The 20,470-nt window shown below is 40.0% G+C and carries 14 protein-coding genes; all 14 read left to right on the top strand.

The annotated features are described in order from the left end of the window. The first annotated feature begins 4 nt into the window (after positions 1–4). Entirely contained in the window at positions 5–1,102 is a 1,098-nt protein-coding gene (wecB, locus tag ACM6JA_RS29390) for a non-hydrolyzing UDP-N-acetylglucosamine 2-epimerase (RefSeq protein ID WP_414855253.1), read from the top strand. Then, complete coding sequence (locus tag ACM6JA_RS29385) at positions 1,102–1,899, top strand: ABC transporter permease (protein ID WP_414855252.1); 798 nt, start codon at positions 1,102–1,104, stop codon at positions 1,897–1,899. Before wecB ends, ACM6JA_RS29385 begins: the two co-directional genes overlap by 1 nt. Continuing rightward, entirely contained in the window at positions 1,892–3,745 is a 1,854-nt protein-coding gene (locus tag ACM6JA_RS29380; RefSeq protein ID WP_414855251.1) for an ABC transporter ATP-binding protein, read from the top strand. Before ACM6JA_RS29385 ends, ACM6JA_RS29380 begins: the two co-directional genes overlap by 8 nt. Beyond that, entirely contained in the window at positions 3,717–6,755 is a 3,039-nt protein-coding gene (locus tag ACM6JA_RS29375) for a glycosyltransferase (protein WP_414855250.1), read from the top strand. The genes ACM6JA_RS29380 and ACM6JA_RS29375 overlap by 29 nt, the downstream gene beginning before the upstream one ends. Positions 6,756–6,776: 21 nt before the next feature. Beyond that, positions 6,777–8,276, top strand: coding sequence for a hypothetical protein (locus ACM6JA_RS29370; RefSeq protein WP_414855249.1), 1,500 nt, complete (start codon positions 6,777–6,779; stop codon positions 8,274–8,276). A gap of 13 nt (positions 8,277–8,289) precedes the next feature. Next, on the top strand, positions 8,290–9,513 hold the full coding sequence (locus ACM6JA_RS29365) for a glycosyltransferase (RefSeq protein ID WP_414855248.1): 1,224 nt from the start codon (positions 8,290–8,292) through the stop codon (positions 9,511–9,513). A 13-nt stretch (positions 9,514–9,526) separates the two neighbouring features. After that, the gene (gene asnB, locus ACM6JA_RS29360) at positions 9,527–11,425 is read left to right on the top strand and encodes an asparagine synthase (glutamine-hydrolyzing) (protein WP_017252311.1); all 1,899 of its coding nucleotides are present in this window, start codon (positions 9,527–9,529) and stop codon (positions 11,423–11,425) included. A 20-nt stretch (positions 11,426–11,445) separates the two neighbouring features. After that, entirely contained in the window at positions 11,446–13,344 is a 1,899-nt protein-coding gene (gene asnB / locus ACM6JA_RS29355; protein ID WP_414855247.1) for an asparagine synthase (glutamine-hydrolyzing), read from the top strand. A 71-nt stretch (positions 13,345–13,415) separates the two neighbouring features. Further along, the gene (locus tag ACM6JA_RS29350; RefSeq protein ID WP_414855246.1) at positions 13,416–14,624 is read left to right on the top strand and encodes a glycosyltransferase; all 1,209 of its coding nucleotides are present in this window, start codon (positions 13,416–13,418) and stop codon (positions 14,622–14,624) included. After that, positions 14,602–15,828 carry a glycosyltransferase family 4 protein gene (locus tag ACM6JA_RS29345; RefSeq protein WP_414855245.1) on the top strand — a complete coding sequence of 409 codons (1,227 nt, stop codon included), beginning with the start codon at positions 14,602–14,604 and terminating at the stop codon, positions 15,826–15,828. The genes ACM6JA_RS29350 and ACM6JA_RS29345 overlap by 23 nt, the downstream gene beginning before the upstream one ends. Before the next feature lie 24 nt (positions 15,829–15,852). Beyond that, positions 15,853–16,608 (top strand): DapH/DapD/GlmU-related protein, encoded by a 756-nt coding sequence (locus ACM6JA_RS29340; protein ID WP_414855244.1) that lies wholly within the window; start codon positions 15,853–15,855, stop codon positions 16,606–16,608. A 31-nt stretch (positions 16,609–16,639) separates the two neighbouring features. Then, positions 16,640–18,061, top strand: a complete 1,422-nt coding sequence (locus tag ACM6JA_RS29335; RefSeq protein WP_414855243.1) for a sugar transferase — start codon at positions 16,640–16,642, stop codon at positions 18,059–18,061. 21 nt (positions 18,062–18,082) lie between these two features. After that, positions 18,083–19,024 (top strand): NAD-dependent epimerase/dehydratase family protein, encoded by a 942-nt coding sequence (locus ACM6JA_RS29330; protein ID WP_414855241.1) that lies wholly within the window; start codon positions 18,083–18,085, stop codon positions 19,022–19,024. Between the two features lie 426 nt (positions 19,025–19,450). Further along, positions 19,451–20,398 (top strand): accessory Sec system S-layer assembly protein, encoded by a 948-nt coding sequence (locus tag ACM6JA_RS29325; RefSeq protein WP_414855240.1) that lies wholly within the window; start codon positions 19,451–19,453, stop codon positions 20,396–20,398. The last annotated feature ends 72 nt before the right edge of the window (positions 20,399–20,470 follow it).

Below are 20,470 nucleotides of genomic sequence, written 5' to 3'. Positions count from 1 at the left end.
AAATATGAAGATTGTAACGATTGTTGGGGCTCGACCGCAGTTTATTAAGGCAGCTGCGGTTTCTCGGGCAGTATTAACCCAAAAGCAAAATAATCCTCAAATTTCTGAAGTAATCGTTCATACAGGACAACATTATGATCGAAACATGAGCGAAGTATTCTTTGAGCAACTCGATATTCCTGTTCCACATTATCATCTCGGGATCGGTTCATCAGCTCATGGTCAGCAAACCGGCCAAATGTTAGCAGAAATTGAGAAGGTACTTTTGGAAGAAAAGCCGGATTGGATTCTCGTATATGGCGATACAAACTCTACCCTTGCTGGCGCATTGGCTGCATCTAAGCTCCATATTCCTGTTGCCCATGTGGAGGCGGGGCTCCGAAGCTACAATCGACATATGCCAGAAGAAGTAAATCGTGTATTAACCGATCATGTTTCCAATTTGCTTTTTTGTCCAACATCTCACTCTGTTGATAATCTCCACAAGGAAGGTATCAATGAAGGGGTACATGTTGTCGGTGATGTTATGTACGATTGTATGAAGCATTATCTTGCCAAATTAGATAATGAGCGAACTACAATTTTGGAATCGTATGGTTTGGAAGCGAACCAATTTGCATTGGCAACTGTTCATCGGGCAGAAAATACGAATGACAGAGGCAGGCTAACGGGAATTTTTGAAGCGTTCGGTACGATTGCACAAGATATCCCTGTGCTCGTTTCGTTGCATCCAAGGACTCGTAAATACTTGGATGAATACGGAATTAAGGTGAATCCGAATATATTGCTCATCGAGCCAGTTTCATATTTAGAAATGATTGAATTAGAAAGCAACGCAGCAATTATTCTCACGGATAGCGGCGGTGTTCAAAAAGAAGCATATTTCGTACAAAGACCTTGTATTACGATGCGCGATGAAACCGAATGGGTAGAGACAGTAAATGCGGGGGCAAACGTATTAACTGGTGCTCATTCAAACTCAATCGTCGAGGCTTATAATCGTTACAAGGAAGCAGCTTTTACGATAAATGAAGTCCCCAAAGTATACGGTGACGGAGATGCTGCTGAACAAATAATCCGTTTACTAGTTGGTGGAGCATAGTGAAAATACTACTTGAACCATTTACGTTTCTTTATAAATATCGAAAGCTGTTGTGGCAGACTACGAAAAGCGACATCAGGACCAAGTATGCTGGTTCTTTGCTAGGGTTAGTGTGGCTGTTTTTGTACCCGTTACTGCTTTTGGGTGCATACGCAGCAGTGTACATATTTATTTTTAAGGTCAAATTTCAACTTTTTAACTCTAATGAATACGTGTTGCTTATTTTTTGTGGTTTAATTCCGTTTATTGGGTTTTCAGAAGCCCTAGGAAACGGAGTAAGCAGTGTCGTTTCCAATTCGAGTTTAATTAAAAATACAATGTTTCCGATTGAGCTAGTTCCGGTAAAAGCAGTTCTTGTTTCACAAACCACCCAAGTGGCAGGAACGATATTGCTATTAATCGGTTTGCTGTCATTTGGGAAGTGGACGGCAGTGTTGCCGTTATTTGTATTTGTATGGGTCTTTCAAATTCTATTTACACTAGGGCTTATTTGGATTCTTTCTAGTGTGAATGTGTACGCAAGGGATCTACAAAGTATCACTGGCGTGCTCATACTTTTTTTGATGATGATTAGTCCAATTGCTTATACGGTAGATATGATTCCCGAGTATTTGCGACCGTTCTTAAGTTTGAATCCCATTTACTATTTAACAGTATCCAATCAGAACATTCTCATGCTGGGTAAATTGCCTCCAACTTCAACGTTTATTACATTAGCGTGCTTTTCTCTTGCTACTTTTGTTCTTGGCTACTGGTTCTTTAAGAAAATGAAGCGGGTGTTTATAGACAATGTCTAATCATGCCATTAAGATTGCTAACCTAGGAAAACTATATCGATTGTATTCCAAACCTATCGATAAGGTTCTTGATGTGTTTGGTCTTAATTTTTGGCGCAAAGATTATTACCAAGAGTTTTGGGCATTGCGGGATCTTAGCGTAGAAATAAAAAAAGGGGAGAGAATTGGATTAATTGGTCGGAATGGTGCTGGAAAAAGCACCTTTTTGAAAACGATCATAGGAAATGTCACACCGACAGAAGGAACACTTGAGGTAAATGGCAATATTCAAGCCCTTATGGAATTAGGAACGGGATTTCATCCTGAATTTACGGGCCGCCAAAACATAAAGGCGGCTTTATCTTATTTAGGATTGACTGATAAGCAGATCCAAGAAAAAGAAGAAGAGATTATTGACTTCTCTGAGCTTGAAGAATTCATTGATCAGCCTATCAAGACATATTCGGCAGGTATGTATGCGAGACTAGCTTTTTCTACTGCCACATCTATTGAGCCAGAAATTTTGATTATTGACGAGGTATTGGGAGCTGGAGACGCTTACTTTGCAGGAAAATGCGTGGAGCGGATGCAGAAACTAACAGCTCAATCAGGAGCAACCGTCCTATTTGTCAGCCACGATTTAAACAGTGTATTGCAGTTGTGTGATCGAGTAATCTGGATCGATCGTGGTCGTATACGACAAGACGGAAATCCCCTTGAGGTAATTAAAAATTACAACGCAATGATTCGCAAGGAAGAAGAAATACGTCTTCGGGCAAGGGACTTGAAGATACAGAAGAAGCAGGCTGCCTTGCTTGAAAGTATGGATGATCTATTTCAATCCGTTTTGTTCCATTTTGTAGGTGAAAACGGGAAACCACCAAATGGTTCTAGTCGAGTTTACCAAATCAAGCTTCTCTCTGGTACAGAAGAAATTGGGACAATTGATGTAGGTGGGCCCATGGATAACTCACCTGATCAAATGCACTACATAATGGATACAAAAGGATACATGGATTGGGGACCATCATTAAGAGACGCGAATGGTTACTATCGAGAGTATAAAAATCTCGGCGGGAAATATTGTCACGCACCTTTTGAGTATAAGGTTCCGAAGGTCTACCTACAAAATCTACAGGAACTGAGCTTACAAGTGACGGCACAAGTTTCTGGTGGAAATGTGAATCTTGAAGTGTTCGATGGTATTGAATACAGACAGCTAGGCGCATTAATTGCTGGTGAGTTTACAACATATGAATTTATTGTTTCACCACAGTTTTTGATGAATGAGGAAATGGCGAAAACAGGTTTGGAAGATAAAGGGGTATCAACGAAGGAAAATGAGGAAGAAGAAATACGAGAAAGTGAAGTATTACGTGCAGCAGAACTCTCTGAATACGGTAGTAAAGAAGCGAAAATTGTATCCGTTCGGATGCTAAATGAGTCACTTCATGAAGCAAAAATATTTGAAACTAGGAAACCTGTTCAGGTAGTTATTGAATATGAATCGAATATTGAAATGGTCAACCCAGTATTTGTGTTTTGTATATATATGTCTGATGGAAAAGTTGCCAGTCAGTGGATTGCCGATACAAAAGAAAGCGGGATTGCTACATTGCCGAGAAAAGGAACATTCTCATTTGATGTAGATGAACTTTTAATTGGCCGAGGAAAATATGTAGCGAGCGCAGCTATTTTTAAAACACTCACGAAAAGCGGTGTGGAAGCTGAGAGTTATCATGTGCTAGATCGAAGTATACATTTTGAAATTGTACAATCGCTTGAAGATAATATTGAGAAGGGGCTTTGTTTACAGCCATTTGGGGTGAAGTTATCGGATGCAAAACGACAACCAACAGTACTATAAGCAGGCTGAAATTTGGAGTGATACACCAGATTTGTATCAGCGCCAAGTATTACACGATATCCTTAACATGATTCCCTCAGATGTGGAAAGCATTCTCGACCTGGGGTGTGGCGACGGGAAGATAACCAATCATCTTCCCGTCCATATTCATGTTGTGGGAGTAGATATAAGTGAAGAGGCTCTAAAATACGTAAAAAGAGATACGGTAGTTAGCTCTATTACAGAGTTGCCTTTTCCAGATAACTCGTTTGATTTGGTCATGTCCAATGATGTATTTGAACATTTGACAGAGGAAGAGTTTGCTCAGGGCCTTCTAGAGATGAAACGGGTGGCTAAAAAGTACATTCTATTAACGGTGCCACACAGTGAACAGCTTGCTGCGAATGAAACGAAATGTAGTAATTGCGGGGAAGTCTACCATATTCATTGGCATCAACGGAATTTCGATAAAAAGAAAATAGTAGATGTATTTTCATTAATCGATTGGAAGGCAAGAGAAATTCGTTACAGTGGCGCCACAACATTGCCTCCACACGATCCAAGCATACAGGTAAAGCAAGGATTAGGGATCTTCCATTATTGGGATGGAGCAGTTTGTCCAAACTGCCAGTCAAAAGAGCAACATATTCCCGATCAAGAGGCTACCCAAATACTGCCGTTTTTTGATGCTATCAGGCATGAGAAATGGTTTGATGGGATCGACACTACTTGTATACAAGATAGAAGTGAACTAATTGCACTCTATCAGAATCCTTATTTGGACGAAGCTCCATTTAAAGAAGTACCTTCCATTACAGAACAAGAAGATAGCATCCATCGAGTACAGTTTGCTAATCATTTGCAAGCAGTTAGTCCTGATTTTACAGTTGGTTCAGTGTGGGCAAGGTTTCGTCTACCTGAAACAACCAAAATAGTTGAAAATGGTATTACAAATCAAAGCGATAAAACTACTGAAGTACCAATCCGTATGTCAGTCGTATCTAAAGCTGGTGATAAACTAGTAATAAAGGCGTCAGGTTTCTCTAATAGCGATCGGGTAGAATTGTATGCCATCGATGGTATTACTGGATTACCCACTTTATTATTCGCTTCGTCAGTAGAAGAGCAAGATCAAACATTTGAAGTCCCGATAAATAGTTCCTGGAATGCTGATAAATTTGGATTACCCTTATCCCTCTATTTGTATGGGAAGGTTATTGTCAATAGTTTAGAGTATATTGCCCCAAAACCTGGTTGTGTACAACCCTTTCTTCAGTTGAGCAGGGGGTTAAATATATTATCTTCAAATGATGAATCTTACCAAGTGTCTTGGAGTCTATGGACGGACCACGAAGGATTATGGCCAAAGCCGATGTGGTTCACACATGATGGAGTAGAGTATGTCCCTGAAAAAGAGATTTCCTGGATCGATTTGATAAAGAAGACGTCGGAAGCGAAGAAGCTTTATAACAATAGAATCGATTATCTCAACGAGTTATTAAATAGAAATGAAAATAACCGTTCTCTTGCTGAATCAGCATTGGTACTAGCGCAGAAGCAACTAGATACTATTGAAGCAGAACGACAATTGGAAAATCAACAAAACCTGTTGGTACTAGAAGAAAATAAGTTAATCAAACAAGACATGGTGCAAATCAGCGAAAAGTGTGAGAGTTTGCAAAATGAAGTGACAGTTCTAGAAGGAAAGCATAAAATTTTGACTGAAGAACTGGAGATTACTGCTGACAGATGCGCACAGGTTGAGATTGATTATAAAGAGGCTTTACCCGCTGCTACTTTATGGACCAAAAATCTCAATCGAAAAGTGAAAAGAGTTTTGGTACTTAGTCACATGTTCCCACATCCTGATCAAAAGGTTAGCGGACCATTTATTCATGAGCAAGTAAAAGCATTGAGAGAGTATGAAGGAATTGATGCCAGAGTCATTTCATGTAGGCCATTCTGGATGAATGGAATCAACATAAAAAGTTTATGGAGAGCGAATCAAGTATATCCGCAAGTTCTTGCTGACACGAAGTGGGAGGAATACGACGGAGTCCCAGTATTATACCCGCCTTATCGAGTGGGGTCACCATTCATTCCGTTCCGCTTTCATGCTTGGTCTTACAGTCAAGCTGTCTTAGGAGTAATCGAGAATGTATGGAAAGACTTCAAGTTTGATTTGATACACGCTCATACAGCCTATTTAGATGGCACTGCTGCGTCTAGTGTTGCGGAAAAATATCAAGTTCCCCTTATTCTCACAGAGCATACAGGTCCATTCAGTAATTTAACAAAAAATGCTTTAATTAAACAACTAACTTTACGGTCGATTGGACGTGCAGATCAGGTCTATTGCGTTAGTGAATCTTTGATGAATGAAGTGAAGAGCTACTTCTCAGATAAGACTGTACTGGACAAAATCAGAACACTGCATAACGGCGTATCTATTGATGACTTCTATGTTGATCCTGCTTTTTCGGTAAATACCCAAGCATTACGTTTTACGTATGTTGGTTACTTGGAAGAGGTAAAAGATCCCTACACACTAGTGAAGGCATTTGCTAAAGTTCATCAGGCATTACCTGAGGCGACTTTAAAAATTGTTGGAGATGGCACAATAGGAGCCCAAGTAAGGGAATTGATTCAAACGTTGGGATTGGAACAATGTTGTTTTGTCTTAGGGCTTCAATCTAGGCAAGAAGTTTCACGTATTTTACGAGAAGAAACAGATGTTTTTGTTTTGCCTAGCAAAGCGGAAACATTTGGGGTAGTGCTTATCGAAGCTATGGCTTCAGGGAAGCCTGTAGTCGCGACTCGATGTGGAGGACCGGAGAGTATCGTTACAGAGTCATTTTTAGGAGAGCTTTGTGAGAAAGAAGATCCGCTAAGCTTGGCCGAAGCTATGATTACTGTAGGGTGCAATATTGAGAAATATGCATCAGAGGATATTCGGAAGCACGCAGTTAATCGTTTTAGCTATAACTACTTAGCATATAGATTGACGGACATTTATCAAAACACTTACTAACATCACGGGAGACTATAATTGATGAATATGTGTAATCCACGTACTATGAAATGGGTTTATGTTGTTCTTGCCTTTTTTCTTTTGCTTGGTAACTTTTATTTTCCTTCAAGAGCAATAGCAATAGAATCAACAGAGAAACTTGTCAAGAATATCGAATGGACTCCAAAATCAACAGTAATTGATGTGAATAAAAGAGTTAATCTTTTTCCAATAGAAAATACAATATCAAAAGAACAATTGGTTTATCAGATGTGGGTCAAGGTTCCTAATGAAGATTGGGAATTAGTTCAGCCATACGGGAAATTACCCTTGATAGATTTTGCATTCACAAAAACCGGGGAAAATTATATTCAGATTGATATCAAGGATCTAAAACATCCAGAGAATGTCCAACATTGGGTTCAGCAGTTTAATGTTGTAGAGCCGATCAAAGATATGGAATTGGTAGAGGGAATTAGCTGGGCACCGTTTTACGTTGAAAAAAAAGTTAATGAACCTATCGACTTTATTATCAAAGAGGGCAAATTTCAACTGAGTGATCTTGAATTTCAATTATGGGGCAAGTATGGCGAAGAAGATTGGAAAGTAATTACTCCCTATCAGGCATCCCTTGCTACTGGTTACCGATTTCCTAAAGAAGGCATCTATTCACTGCAAGTTGATGTCAGACACAAAAAACATCCAAACTATAGACAACAGGTATGGGTTGGCCAATTTTTTGTATCTAATATAGAGCGTGAAGCAAACTCAGATTATTTGATCAGGCGTTTACTCTCTAACTATCCCTCTCCTGCACAGAACGTCGGGCAAATTTCAGAGTCATTAATCTATGAACTAAATTTAGCTATTCATATGTTAATGTGGGAATACCATAAGGTTCCTCTTATGGATAGAGTGGATAAAATGAGGAATTTACCGGGTATTGTTATTGGTAACGTAAGTAATGACTCAATTGTTGGCTTGAAAATTGGCAATGAATCTAGAGAGGTAGATTTAAGAGCTAACAAATTAATGAGTGATGATCAGCTTCTTTCTATTTCATTGAAACAGTATCCAAATGTAAAGAAAGTATTAGATGATGTTCGAAATTTACCAGATGATATTCAGTTCTTATCGGTCTTAACCTATCTATACTCTGTTAATTATATGTATAGTCAGGTTCCAGAATCAGATTTAAGACCAAGAATTCCCTTGTACAGTTTGACAGCGCACTGTTTAAATCTCGCAAGTGAAATGCATGACTTTTTAAGACTATTGAATTATAACGTCAGGTATCAAAGTATAAATTATTTCGAAGACGCATTCCATGCTGTCGTCGAGGTGAAGGTCGGATCACAAATAATTACACTGGATCCTACCGTTGGTTTGTTATTCCAAGATAGCTTAATTAGTCTTAAAAGCAGTTCAAAAGCTACCCCGATCGTATTTCCACAAGTGCGGGACTTAAATTTTCTTTGGTCTCCAGGGTACAGAACAAACATAAAATCTATTAATATTGAAGAGGCTTACGGAAACTGGTAGAGGGTGGATTGAAGTGAAAATAGTAATGATAACCCCAGATAGTTACATGATTGATCGAAGGATTCTGCTGGAAGCAAAAACTATGGTAAATGCAGGGCACTCTGTTACACTGTTGGCTGGATTTGAATGTGAAAAAGAAGAACACTACAATTGGGAAGGCATTGAAATTCATCGTTATCAGTACGATTGGGATGACGAGCGCTTAAAGAAGATTCGATCCTATCTTCCCAATAACGATAGAGTGAAAATGTTCGTAAACAAGGCATTTATGAAGATTGCAAGATCAATTCTGGAGATTGACCCTTTTGATCAGTTCATGCTTACCAAACTGCTGGAGCTTGATGCTGACGTTTATCATGTTCATGATTTGCCGTGTTTAAAAGTAGGTGTGTATGCTGCCGCAAAAAAAGGGGTTCCTTTGGTGTATGACGCGCATGAACTCTACTATGCCCAAGAGGTCCTACCAAAGACACTACAGCGTAAGTACTATGAGTTGGAGAAGAAATATATTCAACAACCGACGGTATCGATTACTGTAAATCCGTTTATAGCTCAACTTATGGAAGAACGTTATCAAGTGAAAAGACCGGAAGTAATTATGAATTGTACGGAAAAGCCAATAAACTTCAATCCTGAGAAATCAAGGGCCCTTCTTTGCGAAAAGAGTGGGATTCCTGAAGACTGGAATATTGTCCTCTATCAAGGATGGATTTCCCCTGAGCGAAATCTTGAAACCATTGTTCGAGGAGTGCGTTTCTTCCCAGAAAAAACAGCATTGGCGATTATCGGGTATGGCGAATACGAAAAAGTTTTGAGAGAAGTGGCGATTCAGGAAAATATTCAGGATCGTATTTTCTTTTTGGGAAAAGTCCCAAGTGAGGAAATGCTTCATTTTTCTGCTGGGGCCGATATAGGTATCATTCCCTATCGCCCGATTGATGACAACCACTTATACTGCTCACCGAATAAATTGTTTGAATATGTTTTAGCTGGGGTTCCGATTATTGCAGATGATTTGCCGTTTTTTAACTTGATGCAGGAAAAGTACGGATTTATTCAAGTTACAAACATGGGGTCTTCTTCTGCCTTTGGACAAACCGTATGCGAGATGCTTAAGGATGTAGATAGGAAAAACGATTTGAAAGCGAAATGCAATGCAGCTGCGACTGAATTAAACTGGGAAGTCGAAGGACAGAAGCTCCTTCATATATACAACACTAAAGTATTCAAGAATTAGGAGTGTTCAGGACATGTGCGGTATTGCAGGAATCCTATCAAATAGGGGGGCGTTTGATGAGATTAAGCATCAGGGGCGAAATATGCTCGATGCTATTGCTCATCGTGGTCCCGATGGTTTTGACGAATGGATGTCCCCGGAGAATCGGCTCTGGATTGGGCACCGCCGTTTAGCTATTATCGATCCAGAGGGCGGGAAACAGCCACTTTCAAATGAAGATGGAACCGTTTGGATTACCTTTAATGGGTGTATTTATAATTACATGGAATTGGCACAGAATCTTCGAAGCAAAGGACATCGTTTCCGTACGTATTCGGATACAGAAGTCATTGTGCACGCTTATGAAGAGTTCGGGATTGATTGTCTTAAATATTTTATTGGGATGTTTTCCTTTGCGATTTGGGATGATCGTAAGAAGCTGCTCTTTTGCGCAAGGGATCGCATGGGTGTAAAACCCTTTTACTACTGGCATCAGAATGAAACCTTTATGTTCGCTTCGGAAATTAAGGCGCTACTCTCTACAGGTCAAGTCACTCGAAATGTTGACCAACATTCTTTGGAAGAGTACCTTGTTTTTCAAACAGTGCTTGGAGAAAAAACATTGTTTGATAAGGTTAAAAAACTTCCTCCAGGTCATTACATGCTAGTGGATCCACAAGCGGGGATCCAGAAAATCGAAAAATACTGGGATTTGAATTTTGATATCGATTATGAACACACAGAAGAGTATTTCACTGATCGTCTCAAAGTACTGATCGATGACGCAGTTAAAATTCGCTTGCGTTCTGATGTAAGCTTGGGTGCTCATCTGTCAGGTGGTCTAGATTCTAGTACGGTAGTTAGCTTGGCCTCAATGTTAAATGTGACGGGGAGCTCATTAAATACATTCACGGGTGCCTTTGAAGAAGGGGAAAGATTTGATGAGACTCGCTATGCAAAGTTAGTAGCACAGCAGACTGGAGCAACGTATAACGAAATATATCCTTCATCAGCAGATTTTATGGAAACTCTTCCTAAAATCATTCGTTTCATGGATGAACCGGCTGCAGGTCCTGGCGTTTTCCCACAATTCATGGTTTCAAAATTGGCTTCTGAACATGTGAAAGTTGTGCTGGGCGGCCAAGGCGGCGACGAAATCTTCGCTGGGTATACTCGCTATTTGGTTGGGTATTTAGAAGAATGTCTAAAAGGTGCAATTATGGAGACCCAGCATCGCGGAGAATACGCGGCTACATTAGCTTCCATTATTCCTAGTCTGCCAATGCTACAGCAATACGTACCAATGCTTAAATATTTTTGGGCCGATGGATTGTTTAGCTCCCAAGATGAAAGATATTTCAGGTTAATGGATCGTTCTGGGGACACGAAAGCGATTTACAGTAGTGATCTATTTTCTCATTCAGATCGTGTAGTGAATGAGTTCGGTTTAATATTTAATGGTTCTAATGCTGCTTCATTTTTGAATAAAATGCTCTACTTTGATATGAAGGTCCATTTGCCTGCACTTCTACACGTTGAAGATCGTACTAGCATGGCATGGGGGCTGGAATCCCGTGTGCCTTTGTTAGACCATCGCATTGCTGAACTGATGGCTTCCATTCCTCCTGCTATTAAATTTAAGGGTGGACAGCCTAAATACTTATTCAAGAAAGTAATCAAAAACCATATTCCTGATGAGGTATTTAATAGAAAAGATAAAATGGGCTTCCCAGTGCCTCTGAACCTGTGGTATAAAGATGCGCTATTGCCATTTGTTCGTGAGATACTGCTTGATAAAAAAGCTCGGGAGCGCGGAATCTTTCAAACAGATGCATTGGAGAAGGCGATATCCAATGAAAAGGATTTCGGTCGTGTAACGTGGGGAGCGTTATGTTTGGAGCTTTGGTTCAAAACTTTCATTGATGGGCAATAGTTAATAAGGAGCTTAATAACATGTGCGGCTTTGTAGGTATGTTTCACTTTAACAGACAGCCCGTAGACCCTCAGTTGCTTTCGAAAATGCGAGATTCAATGATCCATCGAGGACCTGACGATGAAGGGATTTATACGTCTGGTCCTGTTGGATTGGGATTTCGAAGGTTAAGTATTATTGATTTGGCTGGCGGACACCAACCGATGGCTAACCATGATCAAACAATGTGGCTTGTTTTTAACGGGGAGATTTATAATTATCAGGAATTGCAGGGAATGCTGCGCCGAAAGGGACGCAACTTCAAAACGGAAAGTGATTCTGAGGTTATACTACATCTCTATGAGCTTTATGGTGAAGAGTGCGTTGCATATCTTAATGGAATGTTCAGTTTTGTCATCTGGGATGAACGAAGACAGCGAATCTTTGCTGCTCGAGATCGGATTGGGATCAAACCGTTCTATTACTATTTGGACGATGAGCGGTTAATAGTTGCCTCAGAAATAAAAGCGATCATTGAAGATAGAACAATAAAGAGACAACCAAATTACGAAGCCATATTAGATTACCTTCAATACATGTATGTGCTTGGAGATAAGACGTTTTTTAAAGGAATTAAAAAATTGATGCCAGGACATACACTAAGTAGTGATCTCTCGGGCAACTCCAAAATAAAGCAGTATTGGGATGTATCGTTTCGACACGATCATACGCTTACAGAGGAAACAGCTAGTGAGATGATTCTAGGAACATTGCGCGATTCGGTCAAAATCCATTTGCGAAGTGATGTACCACTTGGATGCCATCTGAGTGGAGGAATAGACTCGAGTGCGATTACTTGTTTATCTAGAGAACTACTTGGTGACCAACATACGTTAAAAACCTTTTCAGGCAAGTTTGCAGAAGACCCCTTCTATGACGAAACAAAATATGCAAAAGCAGTAGCAGAGCATGCGAAGACTAACTATTTGGAAGTAGTGCCACAGGGGTTAACATTTCCTGATGTAATGGATAGAATGACATGGGTTATGGATGAGCCAGCTGTTGGTCCGGGGTTATTTCCTCAATATTTCGTATCAAAACTAGCAAGTGAGCATGTGAAAGTTGTTTTGGGTGGACAAGGGGGAGATGAACTATTTGGTGGCTACCCACGATATTTTTTAACCACGGGGACAATGGCAGCTACCGATCTTGTAACTCCTGGTACTTCGTCACCAAGGACGTCTTCTAGATTTAACAAGATACATTTCTTGCTAAATTATTTAAAACGTAGAGGCATCAGAACGACCATTAACAAAGCTCTTCAATACTTATCGGTTCGTTCTAGCTCACCAGAAGAAAAGTGGAAACACTTCAGTACCTCTATGGCTTTAGATGTATCGTTATTAGGTAGTGAGGTTTTATCTACCTACCACTCATATGATAGTGATGTAGAGTTTTTTAAATATGTAAACAGTGATAACGCTGAGGAGCTATTCGACAAGCTTCTTTACCATGATTTTAAAACTTACTTACCTGCACTGTTGCAAGTAGAGGATCGAACAAGTATGGCGGTCTCCATTGAATCTCGTGTTCCAATGCTTGACTACCGACTTGTAGAATCGGCTGCGAAAATCCCTCCTGGGCTCAAAGTCAAGATGGGTGACCCTAAGTATATTTTGAAGGATGCAGTCAGAAATGTTATCCCTAAAGAGGTTCTGGAGAGAACTGACAAAAAGGGATTTCCTACCCCCATTAACTATTGGTTTAAAAATGAACTCAGAAATTATTTAAATGAGTCATTGTTAGATAAAAGATCGTTAGACCGTGGGATGTTTCAACCTAAACAACTTCAAGAAGCATTGAACAAGAAAGAAGACAACAGCTGGGAGCTTTGGGCTTTGTTAAATGTAGAGCTTTGGTTTAAGAAGTTTATTGACTAAGTTTGAGACTTAGGTACCGTGGAGGTGTCACTTACGATTTGCGCAAGGGAAATTCAGAGATTGATATTTGTATGATCGTCAGTAACACTGTTACTCCAGATCCGCGTGTACGGAAAGAGGCTGCTTCTTTGGCTGATTCCGATTATAAGGTGAAAATTATAGGACTTCGACTGAACAAGGATGATAAGCCAAAGGAGCGATTCTCGCCTGGTTATGAAGTGGAGCGGGCTAATGTATCATTCCTCACACAGAAAGTAAGGAGAAAGATTGACCAGTTCATGACTGGTGACTCCGCATTGAAAAAGAAGCTGGGATTTCCATTAAAGGTATTACTTAAGGCTTATCAAATGGTCTGGCTTTCCATGAAAACATTTGGGACAAAAGCGACGGTCTATCATGCCCATGACCTTGATACTCTCCCCATTGCTTTTATAGCGAGTTTCATCCATCGATCAAAGCTTGTCTATGACTCCCATGAACTATATACGGAACAAAAGCAAGGAACATCTGCAGTAATAAAACGATGTCTACAAATCGTAGAAGGTATGTTAATCAAGAGAGCAGACCGTGTAATAACAGTCAATGGTTCGATTGCAGAAGAGTTACAAAAGCGATACAACGTTGCGCTGCCATTGTCTCTGAAGAATTACGTTAGTCAGAATATGACCCCTGTGAAAACAATCACCAGAGGGACAATTCGTGAAGTATCCGTATTATATCACGGTGGATTCATGCCGGATCGCGGGTTAGAAGAAATGATTCAAAGTGTAGAATATTGGCCAGACGATTGCAAGCTTTTCATTCGGGGCTTTGGTTCTATTGAGAATGAACTGAGGCAACTTGTAGCTGATTTAAAGCTCACGGAGAAAATTACTTTTTTAGAACCTGTAACGATGGAACAACTGACGGAGGGAGCTGCGTTTGCAGACATCGGAATAATTCCCTACAAACCGACATGCTTAAATAACTATTACAGCTTACCAAATAAATTGTCCGAGTATATTATGGCTGGACTCGCTGTATGCGCCAGTGATTTGCCAGAAATTCGCAAGTTGAATGATCAGGTTCATTTTGGAGAATTATTTGATCCCGAAGATCCCAAAAGCATTGCGGAGGCAATTAGAAAAATGGTAAGTGAAAGAGAGTACCTCCTACAATACCGGGAAAACGCTTGGGAATGGGCAAGAATGGAAGGTAATTGGGAAGAAGAAAGTAAGAAGCTGTTATTTCTCTACGCTAACTTGTTAGGTGAAAATCATGAAAAGCATTTGGATTGTTAACCAATATAGTGTTACTCCTGAATATCCAGCTAGTACTCGACACTATGAGTTGGCGAAGTACCTGGGTAAACAGTACAAGGTTACTCTTTGGGGGAGTAATTTCATCCATCACAATAAGCAATTTCGGTTTTCCAGATGGACCCTAGCAAAGAAACAGTTCATGGAGGGGTTCTGTTTTCTGTGGTTAGGATCAATTGCATACAAAGACAACGGACCTTTTCGTATGATCAATATGTTGTTGTATGCATGCTGGTTTTGGGTTGTAGGACTTTTTCAACGTGACAAGCCTGATGTCATTATAGGTTCATCACCCCCTTTATTTACTGCTTTTTCAGCAATGCTTGTAGCGAAGATCAGAAAAGCAGTTTTTATTCTTGAAATTAGAGATCTTTGGCCAGACTCACTTGTCGATATTACAGGTAAAGATGATACATTCATCATTAAGATATTGCGATGGATGGAAAGAGTGCTGTATCAAAAAGCTGACAAAATCGTTGTGCTTACTGAGGGAATCAGCAGTAGAATCCAGCAAAAAGGAATTAGGGCAGACAAGATTTTTTTCCTGCCGAATGGCATCGATCTTGAAAACGTGTCCATGCCTGAAGATTGCTCCGTGCAAAGAAATACGATTAGGGAACAAATGGGGATAGGGCAACATGATTTCGTCTTTATGTACGCAGGAGCACATGGTCCGGCAAATGATCTTATGCAGATAATTGAAGCAGCCAAACTATTGCGTAAAGAAAGTAAAATAAAGATCGTGTTAATGGGTGAAGGTGTGGAGAAGGGGAAACTTCAGCAGAAAGTTATGGAATATGAACTAGACAATAACGTACTTTTTCTCCCAGCTGTTTCGAAAGCGTACGTTCAGAAATATCTCTCGTGTGCCGACGCATTCATTATTTGTTTAAAAGATGTTCCATTGTTTGAAGGGGCATTACCCAATAAACTATTTGACTATCTTATGCATGACAAGCCAATCATAACAACGGTTAGGGGAGAGATAGAAGCCTTTTTAAAGCGAAATCACTTAGGCATCTACGGGAACATGAAAGAAGATGGCTCAGACTTTTTACCTACAGTGATTTATAATCTTGCTCAAGGCAACATGTATCCGTTGGTATGTTTGGGCAAGGAGATTGTTGAGCAATATTTTTCACGAGAAATGCAAGCAAAAGAACTGGTCGCAATTATAGAAAGGTAAGTCTTATTTGGAGGGGTCGTACGTATGAATCTACACATCAGCGGTCAGGCTACTGTAGGAGAGAATGTTACATTCGGATTCAACTGTATAGTGGAAGAGGATGTTGTCATCGGTAATAATGTGACGATCGGTCATAACGTTATCATTTACAAAGGCACGAAAATCGGCGAAGGATGCCAAATACATGACAATGTTGTAATTGGAAAAAAACCTATGCGTGCTGCAAGATCGATCTTAAAGGCGCAAACAGATCATCCACCAACTGTGATCGGAAATCGTTGTACAATTGGAACCAGTGCGATTGTTTACGTGAATGCGCAACTGGCAGATGAAGTATTCGTGGCTGATCTTGCTACTATTCGTGAAAAGGTAACAATAGGCACCCAAACGATTATCGGCCGTGGAGTGGCTATAGAAAACGAATGTAGCGTAGGCGCATATTGCAAGATTGAGACAAATGCATACATCACTGCTTTTTCTACGATTGAAGACTATGTGTTTGTTGCACCTGGTGTTGTAACAAGTAATGATAACTATATTGGACGTACGGAAAAAAGATTTTCTGCTTTTAAAGGGTGTACAATTCGAAAAGGCGGCAGGGTAGGAGCAAATGCCACTCTGTTACCCGGACTGATTGTGGAGGAAGATGGAGTCATTGGGGCAGGAAGCGTTGCAACTAAACAGGTAGTCTCTGGAAAGATTGTTGTCGGTAATCCAGCAAAGCCGTTAAGAGATGTGGAAGAAGAGCAACTCTTAATAAATCAGCCTAAAAAATCCTAAGAATCGACATAGACATATGAATGTGTGATGTTTGGAAAACAGTAAGTATGTTAAAATACCTCTAGCAATTGATATTGTTAGGGGTTTTTTTATGTTTAATATATTGGATAGACGCATTGACAAGTTTATATTGTTAACGGTCGACTTGTTCATCATTTTTTTAACATATGTTCTGGCTTTTTTCTTGAGGTATGAAAATATTACAGCTAGAAACTGGGAATCATTTCTGGCGCTTGCACCTTGGATTCTTTTGATTAGCTTGTTTTTTCTAACAGTCTATGAGCTTTATACATTAAATAGAAAAAGCATATGGGATGTTGTCAGAAGTATTTTCGTTGCGACTACATTCATTACGTTCTTAACAATGGCCGCTTCTTTTATTTTTCGTGAGTTTGCGCTGCCGAGATCTGTCATAGTAATTTCTTATTTTCTTATGATTGGATTACTGTCAGGATGGAAATTTATTTATTCGAAATGTAAACGTGATTATAAAGCAGGTACAACATTGCTAATTGGTTCACAGGTTGAATTTGCAAAGATCGACATGTCATTCCTCGGTGCTATAAAGTGGAAACATGTTCAGCCTGATCAAAGCCTAGAAGAAATCATTGCACAAATGAATAAGGTAGATTCCGTCATAATAACCCCAGAATTATTGGAAGAAAAGAAAGCCCAGATCATTTACCAAGCTATGAAACAGAATAAGATCGTATATGTTGTTCCATCCTTATATGATTTGCTGCTTTCTAAATCGATTATCACATCACTTGATGACACGATGGTCCTAGCAGTCAAGCCATTTGGTCTTCCTGCTGACCAGCGATTGATCAAGCGGGTTTTTGATATGATTTTCTCTTTTCTTTTTTTGGTGCTCTTATCCCCAATTTTTCTTTTTGTGTGTTTTATGATCAAGTTTGAGGAGCCAAAAGGAAGGATCATTTTCAGGCAAAAAAGAATCGGACAACATGGAAATGAGTTTCAAATTTATAAATTCCGCTCAATGATAGAAGATGCAGAAGTACATACGGGGCCAATCATCGCTAAGCAAAACGATTCTCGTATTACACGAGTCGGAAGGTTATTGAGACTAACCAGAATAGATGAACTGCCTCAATTGTTCAATGTACTCATAGGTGATATGTCACTTGTGGGTCCAAGGCCGGAGAGAGAATATTTTACAAAGCAGTTTGTCCAACAGTTCGAGTCCTATGAATACCGACATGTTGTAAAACCTGGAATTACGGGATATGCCCAAGTTATGGGGAAGTACACGACGGATGTTGAGGATAAGCTACGATATGACTTGCATTATATTAGAAACTACTCTCTTCTGCTAGATATAATCATTATGTTACGTACGATCATTGTCTTGCTTGATAAAACCAAAGCAGAAGGAAAAGAAAAGCCTGTTAAGGTGAAAAAAGGTGACAGTAAATTTCCTGTTAATTATTGAGAAGGATAGAAGCTGTCACAAATGCGTGAAGAGGAGACTTTAATGAAAGTACTCGTAACTGGAGGGGCAGGTTTTATAGGTTCCCATGTTGTAGATGAATTAATTGAGTGTGGACATCACGTTGTCGTGTTGGACAATTTATCCGTAGGGAAAAAGGGGAATCTCATTAGGAACGTTCGAATCATTGAACAAGATATTAGAGATGATTTGTATCCGCTCTTTTCTAGAGAAAAGTTTGACATTGTCATACATCAGGCTGGGCAAGTTAGCGTACCTAATTCTTTAAGAGACCCTATTACGGATCTTCAGGTCAATTTAACAGGGCTACTCAATCTTTTAGAAGCAGCTCGGAAGTATCAAGTAAGAAAAGTAATATTTGCTTCGACAGCTGCTGTATACGGAATGCCTTTCGAATTGCCTATTAAAGAGAGTCATCCGCTTAAGCCAGTTTCTCCGTACGGCTTAACGAAAAAGACATCCGAAGAATATTTGAGGATGTATCATGAACTTTATGGTATCGATTTTACTATTTTACGATATGCCAATGTTTATGGCCCAAGGCAGTCTTCAAATGGAGAAAGCGGTGTAGTCTCTATTTTCACTGATTTATTCAGCAGAGGAGAATCACCAATTATTTATGGAGATGGGAGCACCACACGTGACTTTGTGTTTGTAAAGGATATCGCTAGAGCAAATGTACTTGCACTGCAAGCGGGAGATGGAGAAATCTTTAATGTTTCCACAGGAATTTCCACAAGTTTAAACGAGCTGTACAACCTGTTTAACTGTTTATTAAATGGACAGGGAGCACCTGTTTATGTAGATTCAAGATTAGGTGACATTAATCATTCTGTTTTATCTAATTCTCACATTATGGATAAATTAGGGTGGGTACCTAAAACAAGTTTAACTGATGGGATTCGAGAGACATTGGATTGGAAACTACAATTAGCGATTATGTAACGTGGTAAGCAAATCTGAAGGTCCAGCCAGTAACAGGCAGGTCCTTTATTTTTTTGTACATATATTAGTTTATCCCTATGATAGAAAAAAGACCAACTGAGCTGGTCAGTTGGCAAATGGTGCTTCCCCAAGTTATTTGTTTAGACACTTATATTCTAGCAATATTGAATAATATTGTAAACTTTAACATCTAATAGGTTTCGAGCTTTGAAGTAAGGATATCTTTCCATTCCTTGACATCATCTGCATCATACGGGTATCCTAACATAACTACTATTACGAATGGCTCCGTTCTATGGTTGCAAAAACCGTTTCATTGCTGTTTATAATGCCAAGTTTTCTATGTTGCAAAAGGATGTCACTATGCTATAGTGGATGACGAATGCAAACTGTATATAGATGTAGAGAAAAGTTGGGAGCGACGATATGTTATCCTTCTTGAAGAATTTAATGGGGAATAAACCAACGGCGAAAGAGGTTCAAGAGCAGGTTCAAGAGGAATCGATCTTGTCTGCTTCTGATACCGCACAGTCACATCAAGAAGAAGGCCAGGTACAGGATGCATCTTCTGGCGTCATCACAACGCTCTCCCTGCATAAATCATGGGAAGATAAGCTTAGTCCACAGGAGAAGTATTCGCTCTCATTTATGGCTCAAGAACTGACTCCATTGCAGGCGGGGAATATCTCTCTGGCAGGGACTGCTCTTGTTCCGCATGAAGAAGGGATTGAAGTGACAGCATTCATCCGGAACAGTTCTGATGAACCTGTGCAGCTGAATGAGACGACACTGGTGGTACTGTTCGGTGATCAGGAGTTGTTTACCCGCCAGATATTTGATCTGAGCGAGATCGGGGAAATTCCACCACGTTCCGCAAGACCGTGGTCGTTTGTATTTGATAGAGAACACTTCCTGAAAGTGGATGTTCTTTTGGCAAATTGGAAAATTGCTTTTGAATTGGCGGAGAAGAAAATGGTTCTGCCACACCAATTGGAGCTAGAGGAATCCTGGATTAAGGCGCTATCTGAAGAGCAGAAAACTTACTTGATTCAGTTAGCCAAGAATCTTCCTGCTTTAAAAGAGGGAGAGGTCAATATCCAGAGTGTACAGCTTGGGCGTTCGTCAGAAGGCGATCTTCATGTCATGCTTCTGATACGCAACGGCTCTGCGCAGTCCCTTTCCTTGGAAAAATTGCCGTTGGCGCTGTTTGATGCAAGTGGAGATAAAGTGGCAGAAGGCTTATTTGAACTGGATGGCTTGAATGTAAATGCAAATACCAGCAAGCCGTGGGTGTTTATTTTTCCACCGGCAAGCATTCAAAAGGAAGCGCCAGATTTGTCTCGTTGGAAAGTGAGCGTACCCCAAGGAGCTTGATTTTTCGAGAGGCCAATTTGCATGGGCTAGTCTAAAACGTTTATGATGATAAGAGAAGCTTCGTTCGTGCCC

The organism is Brevibacillus sp. IT-7CA2, assembly GCF_949767855.1.
Classification (GTDB): Bacteria; Bacillota; Bacilli; order Brevibacillales; family Brevibacillaceae; genus Brevibacillus.
Note: the sequence above shows the minus strand (reverse complement) of the source record. Positions and strands in the feature narration are given on the sequence as shown.

Bases quoted from the DNA above. Each gene is read 5' to 3' on its own strand.
- wecB (WP_414855253.1), top strand. From the start codon at position 5: ATGAAGATTGTAACGATTGTTGGGGCTCGACCGCAGTTTATTAAGGCA.
- ACM6JA_RS29380 (WP_414855251.1), top strand. From the start codon at position 1,892: ATGTCTAATCATGCCATTAAGATTGCTAACCTAGGAAAACTATATCGA.
- ACM6JA_RS29375 (WP_414855250.1), top strand. From the start codon at position 3,717: ATGCAAAACGACAACCAACAGTACTATAAGCAGGCTGAAATTTGGAGT.
- ACM6JA_RS29370 (WP_414855249.1), top strand. From the start codon at position 6,777: ATGAATATGTGTAATCCACGTACTATGAAATGGGTTTATGTTGTTCTT.
- asnB (WP_017252311.1), top strand. From the start codon at position 9,527: ATGTGCGGTATTGCAGGAATCCTATCAAATAGGGGGGCGTTTGATGAG.
- asnB (WP_414855247.1), top strand. From the start codon at position 11,446: ATGTGCGGCTTTGTAGGTATGTTTCACTTTAACAGACAGCCCGTAGAC.
- ACM6JA_RS29350 (WP_414855246.1), top strand. From the start codon at position 13,416: ATGATCGTCAGTAACACTGTTACTCCAGATCCGCGTGTACGGAAAGAG.
- ACM6JA_RS29345 (WP_414855245.1), top strand. From the start codon at position 14,602: ATGAAAAGCATTTGGATTGTTAACCAATATAGTGTTACTCCTGAATAT.
- ACM6JA_RS29340 (WP_414855244.1), top strand. From the start codon at position 15,853: ATGAATCTACACATCAGCGGTCAGGCTACTGTAGGAGAGAATGTTACA.
- ACM6JA_RS29330 (WP_414855241.1), top strand. From the start codon at position 18,083: ATGCGTGAAGAGGAGACTTTAATGAAAGTACTCGTAACTGGAGGGGCA.
- ACM6JA_RS29325 (WP_414855240.1), top strand. From the start codon at position 19,451: ATGTTATCCTTCTTGAAGAATTTAATGGGGAATAAACCAACGGCGAAA.